Source organism: Saccharopolyspora soli, from assembly GCF_022678645.1.
Classification (GTDB): domain Bacteria; phylum Actinomycetota; class Actinomycetes; order Mycobacteriales; family Pseudonocardiaceae; genus Saccharopolyspora; species Saccharopolyspora soli.
Genome location: NZ_JALBWV010000034.1, coordinates 34,885 through 55,295 on the forward strand (window position 1 = coordinate 34,885; position 20,411 = coordinate 55,295).

Consider the following 20,411-nt stretch of genomic DNA (forward strand, 5'->3'; position numbering starts at 1 on the left):
GCCCTGTTTACAGGGTTGTTTGGTAGATGTGGCCGTTTGGTCCGCGTAGCGCTGTCCACACCGCGCCTTGCTCACCGGCCGTTGCGCCGATGGCACCGAGGAGGCTGTTGCTGGCGAATTCGGTGCGTTTGAACCAGCCGCTCCAGGCTCCGTTGGTTCGGTCGATCTGCCACAGCGTGTAATCGTTCGCTCGGGCCAACAAGGAGATTCGGCCGTCGTTCGCCACCAGAGTTGGACTGCCGCTCACCGTTCCGCCGATGCTGGACCACGGCGACCACGTGCCCGAGTTGTCCTTCGACCGCACCCAGATGCTGTCGTCGGGGGTGCGGACGGCGATGTGCGTGCCGCTGGCGTCCACGGCCGCTCCGGGGCGTCCGTAGATCGCCTTGTCGTCCGGTGCGCCCACGCTGGTCCATTCTCCGGTCTGCTCCCGCGCCCACACCTCGCCGTCGGCTCCGCGTGCGAACAGCGTCCACGAATCCGGGCTGGTGAAGGCGACCGATGGCGAGTCGGTGAGCGTGCCACCGAGTCGGATCCACGGTCCCCAGTTGCCCGCGCGGAACGTGCGCTGGTACGCGGCGTTGTCCAGGCCGCGGACGAACAGGTCCACCCGGCCGTCGGCACTGGCGAAAGCCGCGGGCTGGCCCAGCATCCGGCCGCTCGTCGGGCCGCCGAGGTGTTGCCAATTCTCCGACCACGTGGCGCCGGACAGGGTTCTCTGTTGCAGAGCACCGTTCTTGTCCCTGGCGAACACCATCGCGTGGGTGTCGTCGAACCGCACCAGCGCGGGGCTCGCCGTGGTGTCGCCGCCGAGATCGGTGCCTGGGACGAGATCCGTGCCGCGCAGCCGGAGGAAGGCCGTGCCGTGGGCCGGGACCGTCGCGGTGTAGGAACCGGTGGCCGCGCCCTGGTCCGCGCGAGCCCGCAGGTCGCGGACCGCCACCGGGCCGTGCAGACCGGCATCGGCGAAGTTGACCGTGATCGGGGCCGGTGACTCACCCCGGTTGAGCAGGACGACGGCTCGTTCGCCGTTGCCGGAGAGCACCTTGCTGTAGACGTCGGTGTCACCGGTCGTCGCCACTCGCACGCCCTGGATGGCCAGCGGGTCCTGGTTCACTGCGACGATCTCGGGGTTCTTCAGCGCGTCGATCATCGAGGCGGGCAGCGTGCGGGGGTCGGAGCCGATGATCAGCGGGGCGGCCATCTCCGCCCACATCACGAGCTGGGTGGTCGATTCCTCCTCGTTGAGCTCGTAGCTGCCCTGCTCGGTGCGGCGCATCGGGATCAGGTAGTCCGGGTCGTTGTAGTGGCCGGGTCCGTTGGCCTCGGGATGGGCCGCGTTGCGGTCCATGTTCCGGAGCACGTCCTTCCAGATGCCCTCGTACGGCGTGCCGAACGCGACGTCGGTGCTGGTGCGCCAGGAGTCGGCGATCGTCGGGCCGTAGGTGTAGGCGATGTCGGCGACCTGGTCCGGCCCGTGCGGGACGTCCCACTCGTCGGTGACCGGGTTGCACAGGTTGAGCAGCATCGGTCGGCCCGCCCGCTGAACGGCCTGGCTGAACTCGGCGAACACCTCGGCGGGCTTGAGGTTCTGGGCGATACCGCACAGGAAATCGATCTTGATGGCGTCGAACTGCCACGCGGCGAACCGCTTCGCGTCGGCGTCGTAGTAACCGCCGCCGCTGCCAGCCGCGCAGTTCTTGCCGTCCGAAGCACCCGCGTCCGTGTAGATGCCCGCGAGCAGGTTCCGGCTGTGCAGGTAGTCGACCAGTGCGGGCATTCCGGAAGGGAACTTCGCCGGGTCGGCGAGCAGATTGCCCTGGGCGTCACGCGGTTGCGGCGCCGTCCAGCCGCCGTCTATCCAGACGTACCGGTAACCCGCGTCCCGCAATCCACTGGAAACCAGGAAGTCGGCGACCGACTTCACCTCGGACTCCGACGGTGCGCCGAGCCCGAAGTAGGTGTTCCAGCCCATGTACGGCGTGGGTGCCAGACCGCTGTTGTAATAATCGGGCGCCCCCTGGTCCTCGCCCGCACTGGCCGGAACAGCCACCACGAACAGGGACAGCAGGGACAGCACCCCGGCGAGCAGGGCGGCGAGGAGTCCTCGGCCGGTCCGGCCGGATCGGCGTTGGATGGGGCGATCGAGCATCGCGGCTCACCTTTCGTCGTTGAAAGTTCGGTGCCGGACTGCAATTCCGTCGTCTACCGACTCAGGTGCACCCCCGCGGCGGAGCGCGCAGGGGCCATTGCTGCGTCAAATCACGAGGTGGAATCAGGCGTTGTCGCGGGGCGAAGTCAGCCGGTCATTGCCGGTCCAGCACGACGACGTCGGCGTCGTGCTCCGGTGTCCAGTCGAAGGGCAAACCGGCGTGCACCAGATGCGCGCCGGAATAACGGCTTCCGGTAAATCTGTCTACATACGACGATCGCTCGTCCAGGTCGCGCAACCGCACTCGCGCGGACCGACCCGGAACCAGCGGCGCTCCGTCGAGCGTGCCGGTGTTCCAGGCGAGCACCACCACGGTGTTCCCGTCCGCCGCGTACTGCACCGCGCAGGTGGGCTCGTCCGGGCCCGCGAGCTGGTGCACCACACCGGTGTGGATCACCTCCCGGATCTGCTTGTACCGCGCTACGAGTTCCGCTGCCTCGCTGAGCTGCGACGGTGTCCAGCGGGACAGGTCGGCGCCGATGCCGAGCACCCCGGCCATCGCGGTGACGAAGCGGAACCGGATCGACCTCGGGCGCGGGTCGAAGACACCCGGTGCGTCGGTCACCCACGAACTCATCAGGTGTGGCGCGTGCGCGAGCAGGAATCCGTGCTGGATCGACAACCGGTCCAGCGGTCCAGTGTTGTCGCTGGGCCACACCACGTCGCTGCGCGCGACCGTGGCGAGGTCGGTGCGCGCACCGCCGCCAGCACACGCTTCGACGGTGACGTGCGGGTGTTGCGATCGCAGGTGCTCCAGCAGCCGGTGGTAGTTCGCCACGTGCTGCCCGTCGAGGTCGGCATTTCCAGCGCCGGGCCGTCCGCGCTCCGCCGCTGGACGGTTCATGTCCCACTTGAGGTAGCTGATCGGGTAGTCGGTCAGCAGCCGGTCCAGGGTGTTCCGGAGGTACTCGAAGACGTCCTCCCGGCCGAGGTCGAGCAGCAGCTGGTTGCGGATCAGGGTCGACGGCCGCCCGTCGAGCCGGTAGATCCAGTCGGGATGTTCGGCGTACAGCCGCGACTTCGGGCTGATCGCCTCGGGCTCGATCCACAGCCCGAAATCCAGGCCGAGCGCGCGGACCGCGTCGATGAAGGCGGCGAAATCCCCGTCGAAGGAGGACTGCTCCGGAACCCAGTCGCCGAGGCCACCGGTGTCGTCGTCGCGGCCGATGAACCAGCCGTCGTCGACCACGAACAGCTCCACCCCTATCTCGGCCGCGATCCGCGCCAGTTCGAGCTGACCGGCGCCGTCCACGTCGAAACCGGTTGCCTCCCAGGAGTTGTAGAGCACCTGGCGGCGCTGCCGCCGGTCCCCGGCCAGCGACCGGTCGTGTTCGTGCCACACCCCGGCCAGCCCGTCCAGGCCGCCGACGCTGAACGCCAGCGCCACTTCGGGTGTGCTCAGGCGGGCGCCGGGTTCGAGGAGCAGCGGACCCGGATGCGGCAGCCGTCCGGCCCGGATCCGGGTCATGCCGGTGGGTTCGACGTCGGCGTCGATCCGCCACGAACCCGACCACGCCAGCGCGGCACCCCACGCTGGTCCGTCCGGCGAACCAGCGTCCTGCACCGCGATCCACGGGACGTACGCGTGCCCCGGTACGCCGAGCCTGCTTTCGAGCTGGAACCGCCCAGCGGGCAGGGTGATCTCGCGGCGCTGGAACTCCTGGGACCACTGGCCGGTGAGGTAGGTCAGCCGAGCGCCTGCCAGGCCGGTCGGCAGGCACACCCCGGCCGTGTCGAGGCGTTCGATCTCCAGCGTCGCCGAACCGGTATTGGCGAATTCGACCCACCGGCACAACACATCGGTGCCTGGTTGCGCGTGGTAGCACAGCACCGCCCGCAACCCGGTCAGCTCGTCCAGGAAGGCCAACCGGAGATCCACGTCGCCGGGTTCTTCGGCGCCGTCGAACCGCCACCAGGACTCGCGGGCCTGTCCGGCCGGGCCGACCACGAGGTCCGCGCCGCTGAACGGGCGCAGCCCGCGCGGCGCGTACTCGATCGGCGCCGCGTCCGCCGCGGTGATGAAGTGCGTCCGGCCGGTGTTCGCCAGCGGCGATGGGCCGTCCTCGACACCGTGCGGTCCCCAAGCGACCAGTTCCAGCCAACGTCCGTCGGGTTCGAGTGCCACGGTGTAGGAGGTGGTCGCCATGCGCACCGTCCACCGGGTGGATTGTTGGGTCATTTCACCGCGCCGATCGCCAGTCCGGAGATGAAGTGCTTCTGGAACCGCAGGAACACCGCGACGGTCGGGATGGCCGCGATGACCGAACCGGCGGCGATGATGTTCCAGGTGGAGACATAAACGCCCTGCATGCCCAGCAGTGCTGGCGTCACCGGCATCACGGTTTGGGTGCGCAGCACCGTGATCGCCCACAGCAGGTCGTTGAACGTCCAGGTGAACGCGAGCGCGCCGAGCGCGGCCAGCGCCGGGCGGGCCAGCGGGAGGATGATCCGCCAGAAGATCTGCACCGTCCCGGCGCCGTCGATGACCGCCGCCTGCTGGATCTCGTCCGGGATGCCGCGCAGGAAACCCTGCAGCACGAAGGTGTAGAAGCCGATCCCGAAACCGACCTGCACGACGATCAACGCGAACAGCGTGTCGTAGATCCCCAGCAGCTCGCTGAGCTTGGACACCGGCACGAGCAGGATCTGGGGTGGCAGCAGATTACCGGCCAGCATCAGCAGGATGATGGTGCGGCGCAACGGAATCGGGTAGCGGCTGAGCGCGAACGCGGCGGCTGAGCTCAGCGCGAGGGCCAGCACCACCGCGGGCACGGTGACGACGGCGCTGTTGAGCATCGCCCGAGCCAGTCCGGCCTCGCCCCACGCCTGGCCGAACGGAGCGAGCGTGAACGAGTGCGGCAGGCCGCCGAGGCCGTTGAACGCGATGTCGTCGAAGGACCGGATGGCGGTCAACAGCACGAGCACGATTGGCAGCAGCCACAGCACCGAAAGCGCACCGGCCCCGCTGTGGAAGAGCAGTCCCCGCCACCATTTCCGGGTCCGCTGGGGGTGGGCGGTCAGCCGCGGCGGATGTTGTGGCGACGATACCGGTGCGGTTGCCAGAGTCAATGGTTGTCCTCCCGGAAGACGCGGACGAGGTAGGTCACGATGACGCCGAACGCGAGCAGGAAGATGATCACGGCCAGCGCGGAGGCGTAACCGAGCCGCAGCGACTGGAAGGCCGTCGCGTACATGTAGGTGCTCAGCAGTTCGGACGAGTGGTACGGGCCGCCCTTGGTCATCGACCACACCACGTCGAACGAGCGCAGCGAGTCGATGACGATGACCGACAGGACAACGCTGTTGACGCTGCGCAGCTGCGGCAGCGTGACGAACCGGAGCTGCTGGGTGCGGGTGGCGCCGTCGAGCTTGGCCGCCTCGTACAGGCTCGGGTCGATGCCTTTGAGACCCGCCAGGTACAGCACCATCACGTACCCGATCTGCCGCCAGAGCGCGGGCAGCAGGACGGCGTAGATCGCGGTGTCCGGATCGGCGAGCCAGGAACGCTGCCAGCCGCCGAGGCCGACCGCGCCCAGCAGGTCGTTGACCAGTCCGTCGGGCTGGAGCAGGACCTGCCAGATGAGGGATGTGGCGACCAGCGAGAACACCACCGGCGTGAACAGTGCCGCTCGGTAGAACCCAACGCCCCTGCGTTCCTGTTGCAGCAGCAGGGCCAGACCGAGTCCGCCGAGCGCGGAGAGACCGCCGAAGAGCACCAGCCAGAGCAGCGTGTTGATCGTGGCGGTCCAGAAGATCGGGTCGCCGAACATCTCGGCGTAGTTCCCGAAACCCACCCACCGCGGCGGGGAAACCCCGTCCCAGTTGGTCAGCGAGATGTAGAAACCCTGCAGCGCTGGCCAGAAGACCCAGAAAGCCTCGACGGCAAGTGGTACCAGGAGGAAGGCGATGAGGACGGGCGGCACCCGGCGCCGCCCGGCCCGCACCGCCGCGGACAGCGTCGCCATGTCAGGAGGACCAGACCTTCTCGGCTGCGGTCTGCCACTCGGTCAGGATGGACGGGAGCTCGTTGGGCCGCTGGATGAACCTGATCAGCGCCACGTCGGCGGTCGGCTGCAAGGCGTCGCTGGAGTCCCGGTTGAAGAACTGGGTGAGGTCCGCCGCGCTCTCCAACATCTTCCGGCCCTTGGCAACCAGCGGCGTTCCGGAGTCCTTCGCGTCCGGGTTGGTCGGCAGCACGGTGCCGGAGGAGTTCCGGATGTAGAGTTCCTGCGCCTCCGCGGTGGCGACGTACTTCAGCCATTCCTTGGTCGCGTCCAGGTGCGCGGTCCGGGCACTGGCGAAGAACCCGTCCGTCGGCCCCTCCTCCGCGAGCGGCACCGCCGGGTCGAGCACCGGGAACTGGAAGAAGTCGAGGTCGTCGAGCGCGTCCTTGGGCGCGGCGTCGGCGAAGTAGGTACCGGTGAGCAGCATGCCGGTGCGCCCCTGCAACAGCGCCGTTGTCGCGTCCTGGAACGGGATCGCCGTGCCGTTCGGGTCGAAGTGCGGCAGGGCGCTCCGCCACTGGTCGAAGATCCGGACCACGTTCGGGTCGTCGAAACGCCGCTTCCCGGCGAGCAGATCGCGGTGGAACTGGGCGCCGTTGATCCGGATGTTCAGGTAGTCGAACCACGCGGACGCGGTCCACTGCGTATTGCCGCCCGCGCCGAGGCCGATCGGCGCGACGCCCTTGCCCCGCAGGGTCTCGCACAGCGCGAGGAATTCGCTCCAGTTCGTCGGAGCCTGCACGCCCCACCGGGCGAAGTTCGACTTGCGGAAGAAGAAACCGCACCAGTAGTAGTTGATGGGCACGAAGATCTGGCGCCCGGCACCGTCGCTGCTCAACCGGCGGAAGGTGTCGCTGTAGTTGCCCATGGTCTGCCAGACGTCACCGACGTCGAGGAGCAGACCTCGTTGCGCGTACCCGGAAAGCAGCGATCCCGGATACCAGGTGTAGGTGTCCGGCGGGTTCGCCGACGTCAGGTAGCTCGGCAGCTGGGTGCGGAAGGTTTCCGACGCCACGGTGTTGACCGCCGCCTTCGCCGCGCCCCGTTCCCCGAAAGCCTCCGCGACTGCCTCGATGGCCACTTTCGCTTGCGGCGACGAAAGATTCGACTGGACGGTGACAGCACCGGAAGTCTGCTGGACCGGGCCCGAGGACACCGCGGTGGCGCACCCGCCGAGCAGGGTGGCCGTACCGGCGGCGCCGAGCCCCGCGAGGCCCGTGTTCTTCAGGAAGTTGCGTCTGGTGAGGCCCGCACTACGCCGTTGGGTCGGGCCGACTTCGTTCATCGCGATGAACCCCTTGTCTGATGGGCAGCCGCCACTCGGTTGCCTTGATCCGGCGACCGTTTAGTGGCAACAGGCTGACAACCGGCTGGGACCGTGTCAAGATTTATTCGTAAATTATTACCAATGGCCGAACGGCGTAGCATCTTGTTGATCAACCGCGGAGGAGAGGGCCGGACCATTGAGCGAGCACAGGCCGCGCGGCGTGCACGGCCAGACCGTCGAGGCGTTGGCCAGCCGCATCCTCTCCAACGAGCTGTCCGAAGGTGCCACGCTGGATCTGCCCGCGCTGCGGGCAGAACTCGACGTGAGCCTGACCGCGCTGCGCGAGGCGTTGAAAGTGCTGGCTGCCAAGGGCATGATCGACGCACGGCAGAAACGCGGAACTTTCGTGCGACCGCGCGCACTCTGGAACAAGCTCGACGCCGACGTCATGCGCTGGCAGACCTCGGCGTCCGATGACTCCGGCCTGTTCGACGAACTCACCGAGGTGCGGGCCGTGGTGGAACCGGCCGCGGCGAAGCTGGCCGCGCAACGGGCCACCGACGCCGACCTCGACGCGCTCGACGACGCGCTGCGGTGGATGTCCGCCGCGGGTTCCGACATCGGCGAGATGGTCACGGCCGACCTGAACTTCCACCGCCTGCTGCTTTCCGCTACCCACAACGACTTGCTGGTGCAGATCGGCCGCGTCATCGCCATCGGACTCGCCGAGCGGGACAAACTGGTGCACGACGCCAACCCGTCCGACGACCCGGTGCCCAGCCACCGCGAGGTGCTGGATGCCGTCGTCGCGAGGGATCCGGTCGCCGCCGAAGCCGCGATGCAGGCGCTGGTCGACAAATCAAGCGCCGACCTGGCCAGGGCCAAGCGTTCGCCCAAGCCCGCTGGCCGAGGTTCGACCTGACCGCGGCTGTTCGTTCCCGTTATCCGGCGGGATGGAGATGAGTTCGGTGATGCGCGGCGTTGACCGCGCCCACCACGAGAACCTCAATTCGCGGCATTGCTTCCTCGCCGCGTTTCCCGCTCATCGGCGGGCGCCAGGGTGATGTCGAAACGCACCCACGACCACGAGCTCTCGCCCAGGCCCCGACCGTCCGGTGTGGACGTTCCAGGAGGCTGGTGCGCGAAGTCCTTGACCAGGGAGGGTCGGACGCCGAAAACGGTGTCGCTGGTGAGGAATTCGTCGCCGCGGACGAAGATGTGCGTGACGAGTGTTCGTCGTCCTTCGGCGCTGACCATGAAATGCAGGTGCGACGCGCGCATGGGTGAACGACCGGTGGCGTCCAACAGCCGTCCGACCGGCCCGTCGTGCGGGATCGGGTACGGCGTCGGCGTGAGGCCCCAGAACCGGTACGCACCACGTGAGTCGGTGAACAGGTGCGCGCGACCGGCCACCCGGTCATCGGTGTATTGGACGTCGTACAAGCCGTCCGCGTCCGCTTCCCACACTTCGATCCGCGCTCCTGGCACGGGAAGGCCGTCGGTGTCGGTGACGGTGCCTTCGACCCAGCAGGGTTCGCCGGTGGCGCCGCCGCCGATGTCACCGCCCAACTCGATCCTGGGCGAGTCCTCGACGAAGAACGGGCCGAAGACGGTTGCTTCGGTGGCGTCGCCGTATGCCTGGTTGTTGACCGCGACGGTTTGCATCGAGGCGCCGAGGACGTCGGAGAGCAGGATGAACTCCTGCCGCTTGTCGTCGGTGATGTGTCCCACCGCGGTCAGGAATTCGATACCGGCGGTCCATTCCTCCTCGGTCAGCCGCACTTCGCGGATGAACGCGTGCAGGTGGGCGGTCAGCGACTGCATCACGGTCCGCAGACGTTCGTTGGGAGCGTTTCGGAAGCTGGTTAGGACCGTGGAAGTCAGCTCCTCCTCCCGGCGGGCTTGCTCGCTGCGCGCATCCCGAGCCTGCGGGGGTGCGCCCGCCCACGCCGTCCGCAACAGAGCCCGCACGTCGTCCCAGGTGACGGGTTGCGGATTGGAGGGCGGCACGGCGGGCAGGATGAGGTCGGTGGCCTCGTCGAGATTCGCCTCGGCCAGCCTGAGATCCTTCAGCGCGGTGGGTGCCCCGAGCCGGGTGTAGAGCTGGTTGAGCGCGGCTACGGCATCGGTGCCGCCCAAGGCATCGGCGATGCGTGCGACTGCATCCGGAGCGGCTGCGGAGTTGAGCGCGAGCACGTGTGGCAGGACAACAGCGTGGGTTTCGGCGTGCGGCAGGTTGTAGGCACCGCCGAGGACGTGGCAGATCTTGTGATGGATCCCGGAACCCGCCGAGGCGAACGCGACCGCCGACAGGTAGGCGCCGTAGAGCAGTTGTTCGCGGGCGTCGACGTCGCGCGGCTTTTCCACGACCGTGGGCAGGCTGGCCGCTAGGGTGCGGATACCCTCGGTGGCCAGCGCGGCGTTGATCGGGTCTGCCCGCGGTGCCCACAGCGAATCCACGCAATGCGCGAGCGCGTTCAGCCCCGAGGCCGCCGAGAGGTCGGCTGGCAGCGAGAGAGTGAGCTCGGCGTCGTAGACCACTGTGACCGGTAGGACCCGGTCGTCGACCCCGGTGGTCTTGCGCGCGTCCTCGGTCAAGCCCCAGACGTTGGTGGCTTCCGAACCGGCGTAGGTGGTGGGTACGGCGATGATCGGCAGCCCGGTGGTGAGTGCGACAGCCTTGGCCAGCCCGGTCGTGGACCCGCCACCGACGCTGAGGAGCAGGTCGACACCCCGCTGCTCGGCCATGTGTCGTGCCTTGATCGCCGTGTCCACCGGGACGTGCTGCGCGACGTCGTCGTAGCTGACCGCGACCTCGATGTCGGCGGTGACCTTCGCGGCGAGCTCCCGCTCCGGCGGGGCGGCGACGAGCATGATCGAGGTGGCACCCAGCCGCCGCACCTCGGCGGCCACGTGTTGGGCGGCGCGTCCAGTGCCGAACAGCACCCGCTGGCCGAGAGTGCGGTGCTCGAATTCCAAAGACATGCGCAGCTCAGTCCTTCCGGCTCAGGATCGTCGACATGGCGTTCAGCAGAGCATCTTCCGGGTCGTCGGCGAGCCGTTGGGATCGCCAGCCGACGTGCTTGTCGGGCCGGACGAGCAGGGCGCCGTCCTCCGCCATCTCTCGGAGTACAGCCCAGTCGAAGTAGAGGTCGGTGATCTCCCGGCCAGGGCCGATCACGACCGCCTCGATCGGCACCCCGAGTGCGGCGCTGACCTTCGCGGCAGCCGCCGCCCATGGTTCGCCGCTGATCCCGGTGAACAGCGTGAACCGGCCGTAGGGCGCCAGATCGTGCGTGGAGCACTTGCGGGTGCTGTTGCCGACCCACGCATGGGGCAGGCGCGCACCCGGCACGGTGGAAGGTTGGTAGTACAACTCCGGGTCGCGCTCCGGGAGCGACGATCCGTCCCCGACCACGGCGGTGGAGGTGTAGTGCTGGCCGAGCTCGACGCCGTGGGCGTTGAACTCGTAGTTCTTGATCTCCATGGCCTCCCGTTCGGCAGCCCCTTCGGGGGTGTTCGCCTTGCGCCCGTCGATCTTCGCGACCATCTCGGCAGCGGTCTCGCCCCCCGCGATGCCCAACGCCTCGAACAGCTGCCCGAACTCCCGCGCGGACTTGTTGGCCCGCAACACGATCTGCTTGGCCACGGGCGCCCGTTCGGCGGAGTACGTCTCCAGCAGCTCCCCGCTGGCCTGCCCGCGCAGCACTGCCGCGATCTTCCAGGCCAGGTTGTAGGAATCCTGGATCGACGTGTTGGAGCCGAGCCCATTGCTCGGCGGGTGCTTGTGGACGGCGTCCCCGGCGCAGAACACCCGCCCGGACTGCAGACGCGTCGCAAACTGCTCGTTGTTGCCCCACAACGAGCTACCCGTGATCGTCACTTCGAGGTCCGGCACCCCCACCAGGTTGCGCACGATCTGCGCCGCGGCCTCGGTGTCGATCATCGGCGGTTCGTCGGCGATGTCGTAGCCCCAAACGATCAGCCACTCGTGCCAGGGACGAACCATGCGCACCAGACCTGCCCCGATGCCTCCGATGTTGGAGCCGGGCTGGATCACCCAATACAGCACGGATGGCCGATGGCCGACCAATTCGCTGAGGTCTGCTCGGAACGTGATGTTCATCGACCCTGCGATGTCCATCTGCCCTTCCATCGGCAGCAGCAGGTCCGCGGCGACCTTGGAACGGGCGCCATCGGCACCGATGAGGTATCTGGCGCGAATGGTGTACTCCTGGCCGGTCAACCGGTCGAGCACGGTGGCCGTGACCCCGTCGGCATCCTGCACGTGGGAGAGGTATTCGGTGGAGAACCGGGTCTGGGTGCCGCGTGTCGTGGCGTTGCGAACCAGGATCGGTTCGAGGTAGGTCTGCGGGATGTCGCAGTTCCACGACGGCGAGGCCAGCTCGTAGTCGGCGTGCCTCGCGGGATGCGTGCCCCAAGCGCGGACGCGGCCGATCTCCTCCCCGGTGATCGAGGTGCAGAAAACGGTGTCACCCATCAGCTCGTGCGGGGTCGCCTCGGCCAGCACCTGGTCCTCGATGCCGACATCGCGGAAGATCTCCATCGTGCGCTGGTTGGTGATGTGCGCCCGCGGGGTGTTCGCCGTCCACCGGTACTTGGTGACCATGATGTTGTCCACCCCGAGCGTGGACAGGAACAGCGCTGCCGAGGCGCCCGCCGGGCCGGAGCCGACGATGAGCACCTCCGTCTCCACCGTCCCGGAGACCGGGGCCTCGGTCTCCGGCAGACCATCGTCGAAGATCGCCATCGTGCTTTCCTCCGCACCACTGCGCAGCCAGCTGTTCCAGCAACGGCTAGAACGTCGCACGGCAGAGCACGCAGGAGCACGCGCTGGCGGAATTGGGCACGGGGTTGGCGGGAAAGTGCGCAGCCACCACTTCGGTCGTCAGCTCCGGCGATCCGTGGCCCGGCGCCGCGCGTCGCGGGGTGTCTCCGAAAACCGTTGCTTGAACGCACGGGCGAAGTAGGACTGGGACGAGAACCCGCACGCGCGGGCCACGTCGCCGACAGCGGGATGGTCGTGCTTCGAGGTCAGCATTGCCCGCGCGCGGTCCAAGCGCTGGTCGGTGATCCAGCGGGCCAGGCCGCTGTGCTCGCTGAACAGGCGGGACAGCTGTCGTTCGCTGATCCCGATCCCCGCCGCGATACGGGCCGCGGACAGCCCGCGGTCGGTCAGATGCCGCTCGATGAAGGACTGGGCCGTGGACAGCTGCGACCGGGTATCGCCAGCCCGCGCGCCGACCACCATCGCCCGCAGCAATCCGAGCGCTTCCCGCTCCATCCGATGCCGGTCCTCGTTCGCGACGCCGTCCAGCGCGGAACGCATCAACTTCGCGAGCGCATAGCCCGGAGGGCAGGCACCCGGCCCGCCCGCGATGTCGAAAACGCGCGGGACGCGCGACGGCGCAGGTGCGTCAAGCCCTTCGAACACGGTGCGCGGAACCTTCAGCACGAGTTCGGTGAGTCCCTGCGCGAAGCCGCGTACGAACGGCACGTCGGCGTCGCACAGCACCGCCTGCCCCGGCCGCAGGATCCGGACGCCATCGTCGTAGTAGAAGAACGCCTCACCAGCCATCGCGACGTACAGCACGACCGCGCAAGCGGGGTGGTGCTCGATCTGGTGCAGCGTGCGCTCGACGACGTGCGGGTTTCCCGTCACCTGGGCCACCTCGACGCTCCGGCAACCACAGGTTGAGCTCAGTCGCCTCCAGCGGCACCTCGTTGATCTTCTTGCAGCTCAAGCCGATGAGGGCGCAGGCGTTGTGCTGCTCCCACAGCTCCAGCCGCTGCGACCTCGGCAAACCCGCGGTGGAGAACCGAACCGGGCCCGAACGCCGATCATCCCGCGGGCGGGAAAAGCCTTGCTCCGAAGGCAGCTGAAGTCGCTTCCCCACCTGCCACCTCCGCGTAGCGCCGGGCACGCAATCCTAGCGACCGTCAGGGCTTGCGGGCCATGCCCACCCAGACCACCGAGTCGTTGGGGCTGTCGAACTCGACGACCGGTGCGTTCTCGCCGCTTTCCTCCGGGTGCCACAGCGGTGTCCAGGTCATGCCCGGTTCGACCAGCGGTAGATCACCGAAGAACTTCTCGATCTCGCCGTGCGGTCGCCAGATCACCGGCGTGGCGGACTTGTCGTACATCTTGCCGAATTCGGCCATTTCGCGCTTGCGGATCTCGGGCACCCCGTCGGCTGTGCCGTGGGATATCACCAGGTACGAGCCGGAGGAGAGCAGTTCCCGGTAGCGGGCCACGGCTTGGGGTCCGATGTCGGTGCCGTCGGGTCCGGGTTGGGTGACGTGCAGGACGGCGATCAGCAGCAGCGCGACCGGTTGGTCCAGGTCGATGACGTCGGTCTCCGCCACGCGGCGCCACAACAGGTCGGGGTCGCGCAGGTCGGCCTGGATCACGGCGTGGCGGTCGGTGACCTCTTCGCGTTCCAGGAGGATTTGCGAGTGGGCGACGGCGACCGGTTCGTTGTCGATGTAGACGCATTTGGCGTCTGACACGAGTTCGTCGGCGACCTGGTGCGTGCTGCCCATGGTCGGGACGCCCGAACCGATGTCGATGAACTGGCGCACCCCTTGCTTGATCAGGTAGCGCACGGCGCGGTGCAGGAACAGTCGGTTGGCCTTGGCCGCGGGGCGCACGAACGGGAACTTGGCCAGTGCCTGTTCACCGAAGACGCGGTCGATGGCGTAGTTCGCCTGCCCACCGAGGTAGTAGTCGTAGACCCGAGCGACGTTCGGGTGCTCCAGATCCACACCTTCGAGAGGGAAGGCATCTGCCTCCGGCTGACTCACGGCGTCAACCCCTTCTGCTGTACCGGCGATTGGCGCGACTCATCGTAGCGACCACTCCACTGAACGTTCGCGCCGTAGTCTGCCACCGGTGGGTCGTGCGGTCACGGCTGTCGTCCAGAAGATCGATTCCTACGATGAACTTGCTGATTCCTGCGCCGGTCGGCCCCTGTGATGACAGTCGGGTCAGGCAGACGGTCATCGGCTGGGGACAGCCGACGAGATACTGGCCCCGAATGCAGGCGCGGAACGGGAGCACGACCAGTGACCAGCGACAACCGTATAGGACCGCCCAGTTTTGGCAGCGAACGCGACATGCTGCGGGCTTTCCTCGATTATCACCGTGCAACCCTCGCCATGAAGTGTGAAGGGCTTACCGACGAGGAGTTGCGGCAGCAGTCGATGCCGCCTTCGACGCTTTCGCTGCTTGGTCTGGTGCGGCACATGGCCGAGGTGGAGCGTGCTTGGTTCCGTCGAGTGTTCGAGGACAACGACGCGCCCATGGTCTGGTCCGACAAGATCGACTTCCAGGCGGCGTACGACGCGAGCGCGTCGACCAGGGACGAGGCGTTCGCAGCCTGGGAGGCCGAGGTGGAGAACTCGCGCCGCATCGAGCGGGAAGCTGCGTCCCTGGACGGGGCCGGGTACCAGCCAAGATGGGGCGAGGAGGTATCACTGCGGATGGTGATGGTGCACGTGCTCCTGGAGTACGGCCGCCACAACGGGCACGCGGACTTGCTGCGCGAGGGTGTCGACGGAACCGTGGGTGCCTGAGTCCACAGGAGCTACCGATCTCCAAATGCTGATCTCTTCAAGAGAATCGCCCGCGCATCTGGAAGGTGCGCGCGGGAACATCCTGCGGTCGAGGAGGATGGCGAAACCGATTATCTGCAGGCGGATCTGCGCGATCCCGAGGCCGTTCTCGCCGCGTCCGCGCGAACCTTGGACCTCGCCCGACCCGTCGGGCTGATGCTGCTCGGGGTCGGCAACCACCTCATGGCCGACGACCAGGCGTATTCGGTGGTAAGGACGCTGATTTCGGCGCGGATCCGACCGCGTCACAGTCGCATTTGGACAGTCATTGCCGGTGCGGCGTTTCAGGTTCCCTGCGCCACCAGCACCAATGTGTTGGTCTTGGGGTCGAGGTAGGCGTGCGAGTGCCAGCTGTCCCGGGTGAACGCCTCGTCCAAGGCGGCGCTGGTCTGGAACGCCTGTGATCAGCGTCGCCGGACGGGAGCTCAGCACTTTGCGCACCCCCAGGACCTCCGGGCGTTGGTGCGGCGTTGGTGTGGCGTTGGCGCCCGGTGCGATGATGCCCGGCGCAATGCGTGTCTGGGGGAATTCAGGAGCGAAGCTGGATCGGAGCAGGGGTTGCGCTCGTCCAGGCCGCCGCTGGGATCGGGTACCCGCGTCGGTCTGCTGCGCTGGACGGACAGCTGACCACAGTGGACAGTTGCTCGCGCGGACGCGCACGCGCTGGACCGACCGCCCGCATCGATCTTTCCGTACCGTTCGCCTAGTCCTTGGAGTGGTGTCGTGACGAATCCGTTGGTGGCGCAGCGCGAGGATTCGACGCAGTCGTTCAGCGGTGTGCCGATCCTGGAGTCGGTCGACGAGACGACGAAGGCGATCGAGTCGGGGGACTGGGCTGCGGGCGTCCTCGGGGCGGTGGGCACCGGCCTGGACGCGCTCGGCATGGCGATGGACCCGTTCGGTTCGATCATCGCCGCGGGCGTGGGTTGGTTGATCGAGCACGTCGGCCCCTTGTCGGACGCGCTGGACTCGTTGACCGGCGATCCGGACGCGATCAAGGCCCATGCCGAGACTTGGCAGAACATCTCGACGGAGCTGGCCGACGTCGGCGCCGAAATGACCAATCTGGTGCAGAACGACACGGCGCGCTGGATCGGCGCGGCCGGTGACGCATACCGCGCCCGGAGCGAGGACACCGCGGCGCTCCTCGCGGCCGCGCAGAGCGCCGCCAGTGGCGCGTCGAGCGGCATCGGCACGGCAGGCGAGGTCGTCGCCGCGGTGCGGACCCTGGTCCGCGACATCATCGCCGAGCTCGTCGGTCACCTCGTGAGCTGGGCGTTGCAGGTGCTGGCGACGTTGGGCATCGCGATGGCCTGGGTGCTGCCGCAGGTGATCGCCGAGGTCGCGAAGGTCGCGGCCAAGATCGCCGACATCACGACGAAACTCGTGAAGGCGCTCAAAGCGCTGTCGCCGATGCTGAAGAAGCTCGGAGATTCCTTCGGCGACGCGGGCGAGGCGCTGCGGAAGCTCAAGGCGGACGGTTCGTCCGCCCCGCGGGCGAAAGGCCCGGCACCGACCAAGCCCGCGTCCGACAGCGGCCCGGCGTCGACCAAGTCGACGCCCGACAACGGCCCGGCGTCGACTCGTGCGATGGACAGCGACACCCCAGGCGGCTCGCCCTCGTCGAGCGGCCCCAAATCGCCTGCCCGCACGGATCCGGCCGCCGCTGACAACCGGCCTTCCCTCCGGGACCAGGAGCCGAACCCCCGCTCCCCGGAGAACCTGCGGTGCGAGAAGGACCCGATCGACGTCTCCACGGGGCAGATGGTGCTGAGCCAGACCGACGCGGAATTCCTCGGCGTGCTCCCCCTGGTCGTCGAGCGCACCCACTTCTCGTCGTACCGGACGGGCCGGTGGTTCGGTCCCAGCTGGATGTCGACCCTCGACCAGCGGTTGGAGGTCGATGACGAAGGCGTCAGCTTCGCCGCCGCGGACGGCACGCTCCAGCACTACCCGCATCCGGCACCCGGTGCGTGGGTCCGCAGCGACCGCGGCGGGCCGCGGTCGCTCGGGCGCACCGACGGCGGTTACGTGCTCGTGGACGCGGAACGGGGGTGGACGCTGCTGTTCGATCCGTCCCTGCTCGTGCTGGCGTCGGTCACCGACCACAACGGGAACCGGATCGAGTTCAGCCACGACGAGTCCGGAACTCCGCTGGAAATCCGGCACAGCGGCGGGTACCAGGTCCTGGTCGAGACGACCGACGGCCTGGTGACGGCGCTGCACTCGACCGCCAGCGACGGCGACGTGGAACTGATGCGCTACCGCTACCAGGGCGATCGGCTCACCGAGGTGATCAACGCTTCTGGTCGGGCGCTGCGGTTCGACTACGACCCGGCAGGCCGCATCGTCGGGTGGACCGACCGCAACGACGAGTGGTACCGCTACACCTACGACCACGACGGGCGCTGCGTCCGCACCGAGGGCTCCGGAGGTTTCCTGAGCGGAACCATGGAGTACGACGTCGAGAACCGGATCACCTGGTCCACGGACTCGCTGGGGCACCGGTCCGCTTTCCACCTGAACGAAGCCGGGCAGGTGGTAAAGGAGGTCGATCCGCTGGGCAACGCGGTCGTCTTCGAGTGGGACGCCGCCGACCGGCTGCTGCGGCGCACCGACGCGCTGGGCCGCACCGTCCGCAACGATCACGACGCAGACGGGAACCTCATCGCGATCACCAGGCCGGATGGGAGCCAGCTCCGCTGCGAGTACGACGACTCCGGTCGGCCGGTCACGCTCATCGAAGCCGACGGCGCGGTGTCGCGTCGCGATTACGACGACCGCGGCAACCTGATCAGATCCACCGATGCCGCTGGAGCGACCACCGGCTACACCTACGACGAGCGCGGCAACCTCACCGGCGTAACCGATGCGCTCGGCAACACGTGGCGGATCGAAACCGACGCGGCCGGGCTGACCGCAGCGGTCACCGATCCGAACGGCGCGACCACCAGGTACGAGCGGGACCGCTTCGGGCGGCTGGCTGCGGTCGTCGACCCGGTGGGCGGCGTGCAGCGGTTCGGGTGGACCGTGGGCGGTGAACTCGCCTGGCACCAGCGGCCGGACGGCACGACCGAACGGCACGCCTACGACGGCGAGGGCAACCTGCGGGAGAGCACGGACGAGTGCGGCGAGACGACCAGGACGGAGCTTGCGCATTTCGACCTGGTGTCGGCCGAGATCCGTCCGGACGGCACTCGTCTGGAGTTCGGCTACGACACCGAACTGCGGCTGACCACCGTCACCAACCAGCTCGGCCAGGTGTGGCGCTACGAGTACGACCCGGCCGGGAACTTGGTGCGGGAAACCGACTTCAACGGCAGCACGGTCAGCTATCGCCTCGACGCGGCCGGACAACTCGTCGAGCGGACCAACGGAGTCGGGGAGGTGACCAGTTTCGGGTACGACCTGCTGGGAAACTTGGTCCAGCGCAGCCAAGGGCAGGTCACGACGACCTTCAGCTACAGCGAGTCCGGGCACCTGCTCGAAGCGGCGGACGGCGCGACCCGAGTGGCCTTCCAGCGTGATCCGCTCGGCCGAGTGGTCGCGGAGACGGTCAACGGCCGCACCGTCACGTCGGCCTACGACCCGTTGGGCAGGCGGGTCCGGCGCCGCACGCCGTCCGGAGCGGAAAGCGCCTGGGAGTACGACGGAACCGACCGACCGGTCGCGCTGCGCACCGCCGGGCGGACGCTGCGCTTCGAACACGACCCGCTCGGGCGCGAGGTCCGCCGCAGCCTCGCTTCGGGCCTGGCCATCGGCCAGACGTGGACCTCGACGGAGCAGCTGCTGTCCCAGACGGTGGTCGCCCCTGCCGGGCGACCCGCGCAACAGCGTTCCTACGCCTACCGAGCAGACGGGCAGCTCACCGGGGTGCAGGACCAGCTCACCGGCCCCCGCACCTACGCGTTGGACCGCGCGGGCCGGGTCACCGCGGTCCAAGGTTCGGGTTGGACGGAGCACTACGCCTACGATCCGGCGGGCAACGTGACACTCGCCGCGTGGCCGACCCGAACCGACGAGGACCAGCTCGGTGCGCGGACGTATCGCGGCACTGCGGTCGACAGCGCGGGCCACGCGCGGCACGGGCACGACGCCCAGGGCCGACTCGTCCTCCGGCAGCGCCCGTCCGGAACCTGGCGCTACTCCTGGGATTCGGATGACCGCCTGGTCGGCGTGCTCCGGCCGGACGGAACGCGGTGGCGGTACCGCTACGACGCTTTCGGACGCCGCATCGCCAAGGAACGACTCGATCCCGCTGGCACGACGGTCGTCGAGCGGGTCGACTTCACCTGGGACGGCCCGGTGCTCGTCGAACAGGCCCGGTTCGACGTGTCGGCACAACGGAGCCGAGTCGTGGTTTGGGACTACGAGCCGGGCACTTTCCGGCCCCTGATCCAGCGCGAGCTGCTGCAGCGCAGCCCGCAGGAGTGGGTCGACGAGCGGTTCCACCTCATCGTGACCGATCTGCTCGGCACTCCGACCGAGCTCGTCGACGACCAGGGCGGCATCGCCTGGGTGCAGCGCACCTCGTTGTGGGGCAACGCTTTCGAGGTCGGCGGGACGCCGTTGCGCTTCCCCGGTCAGTACTTCGACGCGGAAACCGGCCTGCACTACAACTTCCACCGGTACTACGACCCGGCGACCGCCCGGTACCTCAGCGCCGACCCCGTCGGTCTGGAAGCAGGTCCCAACAACTACGCGTACGTGACCAATCCGCACGCGTGGTCGGACCCGTTGGGGCTGGCTCCCTGCAAGTGGAACACCACCCAGGAATACCAGAACTGGACGCAGCAGCTGGGGGACAAGCACCGCAAGCGCGACGCCGTGCGGAAGGCCGCCCAGAACATCGCCGACCACCTGCGAAACAACAAGAAGCCCCTCGTCGACCACCTCTTCCAGGGCGACATGAACGGCAACAACGCGACGGGCCTGCACGCCTACACCAACGGCAATCTCCCGAGCAACATCACCCAGGTCGGGAACACGATCGGCAACCCCAACAAGATCCACGAGATCCAGTACACGAGGCCGGGTGCCAACGGCCCGAAGATGAGCACGATGTACCCGCAGAGCTGGAGCGAGAACCAGGTCCTGGCCTATGCGGGCGCCTCGAACCCGCGCCCCCTGCTCGGCGACAACTACCAGCAGTTCTTCAACGGCACCTCACCCCAGGAAGTGATGAACCACGTGGGGCAGTTGGGGAACAAGCCGAACTTCCCGGTCAGCGCGCCGGGCGGGAACACCGCCTTCCCCATCCGGCGCTGACCGGGGATGTGGACGGTCCACACTG

Annotated in this window: 12 protein-coding genes and 1 pseudogene; 4 read left to right on the forward strand and 9 right to left on the reverse strand. The window is 68.1% G+C overall.

The genetic code is table 11. The annotated features are described in order from the left end of the window. Positions 1-7: 7 nt before the first annotated feature. The 5 genes from MOQ72_RS24500 to MOQ72_RS24520 form a co-directional block, all read right to left on the reverse strand. On the reverse strand, positions 8-2,152 hold the full coding sequence (locus tag MOQ72_RS24500) for a DUF8189 domain-containing protein (RefSeq protein ID WP_242187970.1): 2,145 nt from the start codon (positions 2,150-2,152) through the stop codon (positions 8-10). A 154-nt stretch (positions 2,153-2,306) separates the two neighbouring features. Continuing rightward, on the reverse strand, positions 2,307-4,358 hold the full coding sequence (locus tag MOQ72_RS24505; protein WP_242187971.1) for an alpha-galactosidase: 2,052 nt from the start codon (positions 4,356-4,358) through the stop codon (positions 2,307-2,309). 29 nt (positions 4,359-4,387) lie between these two features. Further along, a complete protein-coding gene (locus MOQ72_RS24510; RefSeq protein ID WP_242187972.1) occupies positions 4,388-5,281 on the reverse strand; it encodes a carbohydrate ABC transporter permease in 894 nt (297 codons plus the stop codon). Further along, on the reverse strand, positions 5,278-6,177 hold the full coding sequence (locus tag MOQ72_RS24515) for a carbohydrate ABC transporter permease (protein ID WP_242187973.1): 900 nt from the start codon (positions 6,175-6,177) through the stop codon (positions 5,278-5,280). Before MOQ72_RS24515 ends, MOQ72_RS24510 begins: the two co-directional genes overlap by 4 nt. A 1-nt stretch (position 6,178) precedes the next feature. Continuing rightward, the gene (locus tag MOQ72_RS24520; RefSeq protein WP_242187974.1) at positions 6,179-7,501 is read right to left on the reverse strand and encodes an ABC transporter substrate-binding protein; all 1,323 of its coding nucleotides are present in this window, start codon (positions 7,499-7,501) and stop codon (positions 6,179-6,181) included. Between the two features lie 178 nt (positions 7,502-7,679). Between MOQ72_RS24520 and MOQ72_RS24525 the strand changes: the two genes are divergently transcribed. Then, positions 7,680-8,405 carry a FadR/GntR family transcriptional regulator gene (locus tag MOQ72_RS24525; RefSeq protein ID WP_242187975.1) on the forward strand — a complete coding sequence of 242 codons (726 nt, stop codon included), beginning with the start codon at positions 7,680-7,682 and terminating at the stop codon, positions 8,403-8,405. Between the two features lie 83 nt (positions 8,406-8,488). On the opposite strand, the gene MOQ72_RS24530 is transcribed toward MOQ72_RS24525, so the two are convergent. The 4 genes from MOQ72_RS24530 to MOQ72_RS24545 all read right to left on the reverse strand — a co-directional run bounded on the left by MOQ72_RS24530 (position 8,489) and on the right by MOQ72_RS24545 (position 14,308). After that, positions 8,489-10,468, reverse strand: a complete 1,980-nt coding sequence (locus tag MOQ72_RS24530; RefSeq protein WP_242187976.1) for a hydroxyquinol 1,2-dioxygenase — start codon at positions 10,466-10,468, stop codon at positions 8,489-8,491. A 7-nt stretch (positions 10,469-10,475) separates the two neighbouring features. Further along, positions 10,476-12,254: an FAD-dependent oxidoreductase gene (locus tag MOQ72_RS24535; RefSeq protein ID WP_242187977.1), complete on the reverse strand. Its 1,779-nt coding sequence runs from the start codon at positions 12,252-12,254 to the stop codon at positions 10,476-10,478. 138 nt (positions 12,255-12,392) lie between these two features. After that, positions 12,393-13,208, reverse strand: a complete 816-nt coding sequence (locus MOQ72_RS24540; RefSeq protein ID WP_277954643.1) for a helix-turn-helix domain-containing protein — start codon at positions 13,206-13,208, stop codon at positions 12,393-12,395. 236 nt (positions 13,209-13,444) lie between these two features. Further along, positions 13,445-14,308 (reverse strand): SAM-dependent methyltransferase, encoded by an 864-nt coding sequence (locus MOQ72_RS24545; RefSeq protein ID WP_242187979.1) that lies wholly within the window; start codon positions 14,306-14,308, stop codon positions 13,445-13,447. 312 nt (positions 14,309-14,620) lie between these two features. Here MOQ72_RS24545 and MOQ72_RS24550 point away from each other — a divergent pair, with 312 nt between their 5' ends. The 3 genes and pseudogenes from MOQ72_RS24550 (at position 14,621) to MOQ72_RS24555 (ending at position 20,386) form a co-directional block, all read left to right on the forward strand. Then, positions 14,621-15,079, forward strand: coding sequence for a DinB family protein (locus MOQ72_RS24550; protein ID WP_242188012.1), 459 nt, complete (start codon positions 14,621-14,623; stop codon positions 15,077-15,079). Positions 15,080-15,124: 45 nt separating this feature from the next. After that, positions 15,125-15,337: pseudogene (locus tag MOQ72_RS45695) on the forward strand (SAM-dependent methyltransferase); the annotation flags it as partial. A gap of 504 nt (positions 15,338-15,841) precedes the next feature. Further along, on the forward strand, positions 15,842-20,386 hold the full coding sequence (locus MOQ72_RS24555) for an RHS repeat-associated core domain-containing protein (protein WP_242187980.1): 4,545 nt from the start codon (positions 15,842-15,844) through the stop codon (positions 20,384-20,386). Positions 20,387-20,411: the final 25 nt, after the last annotated feature.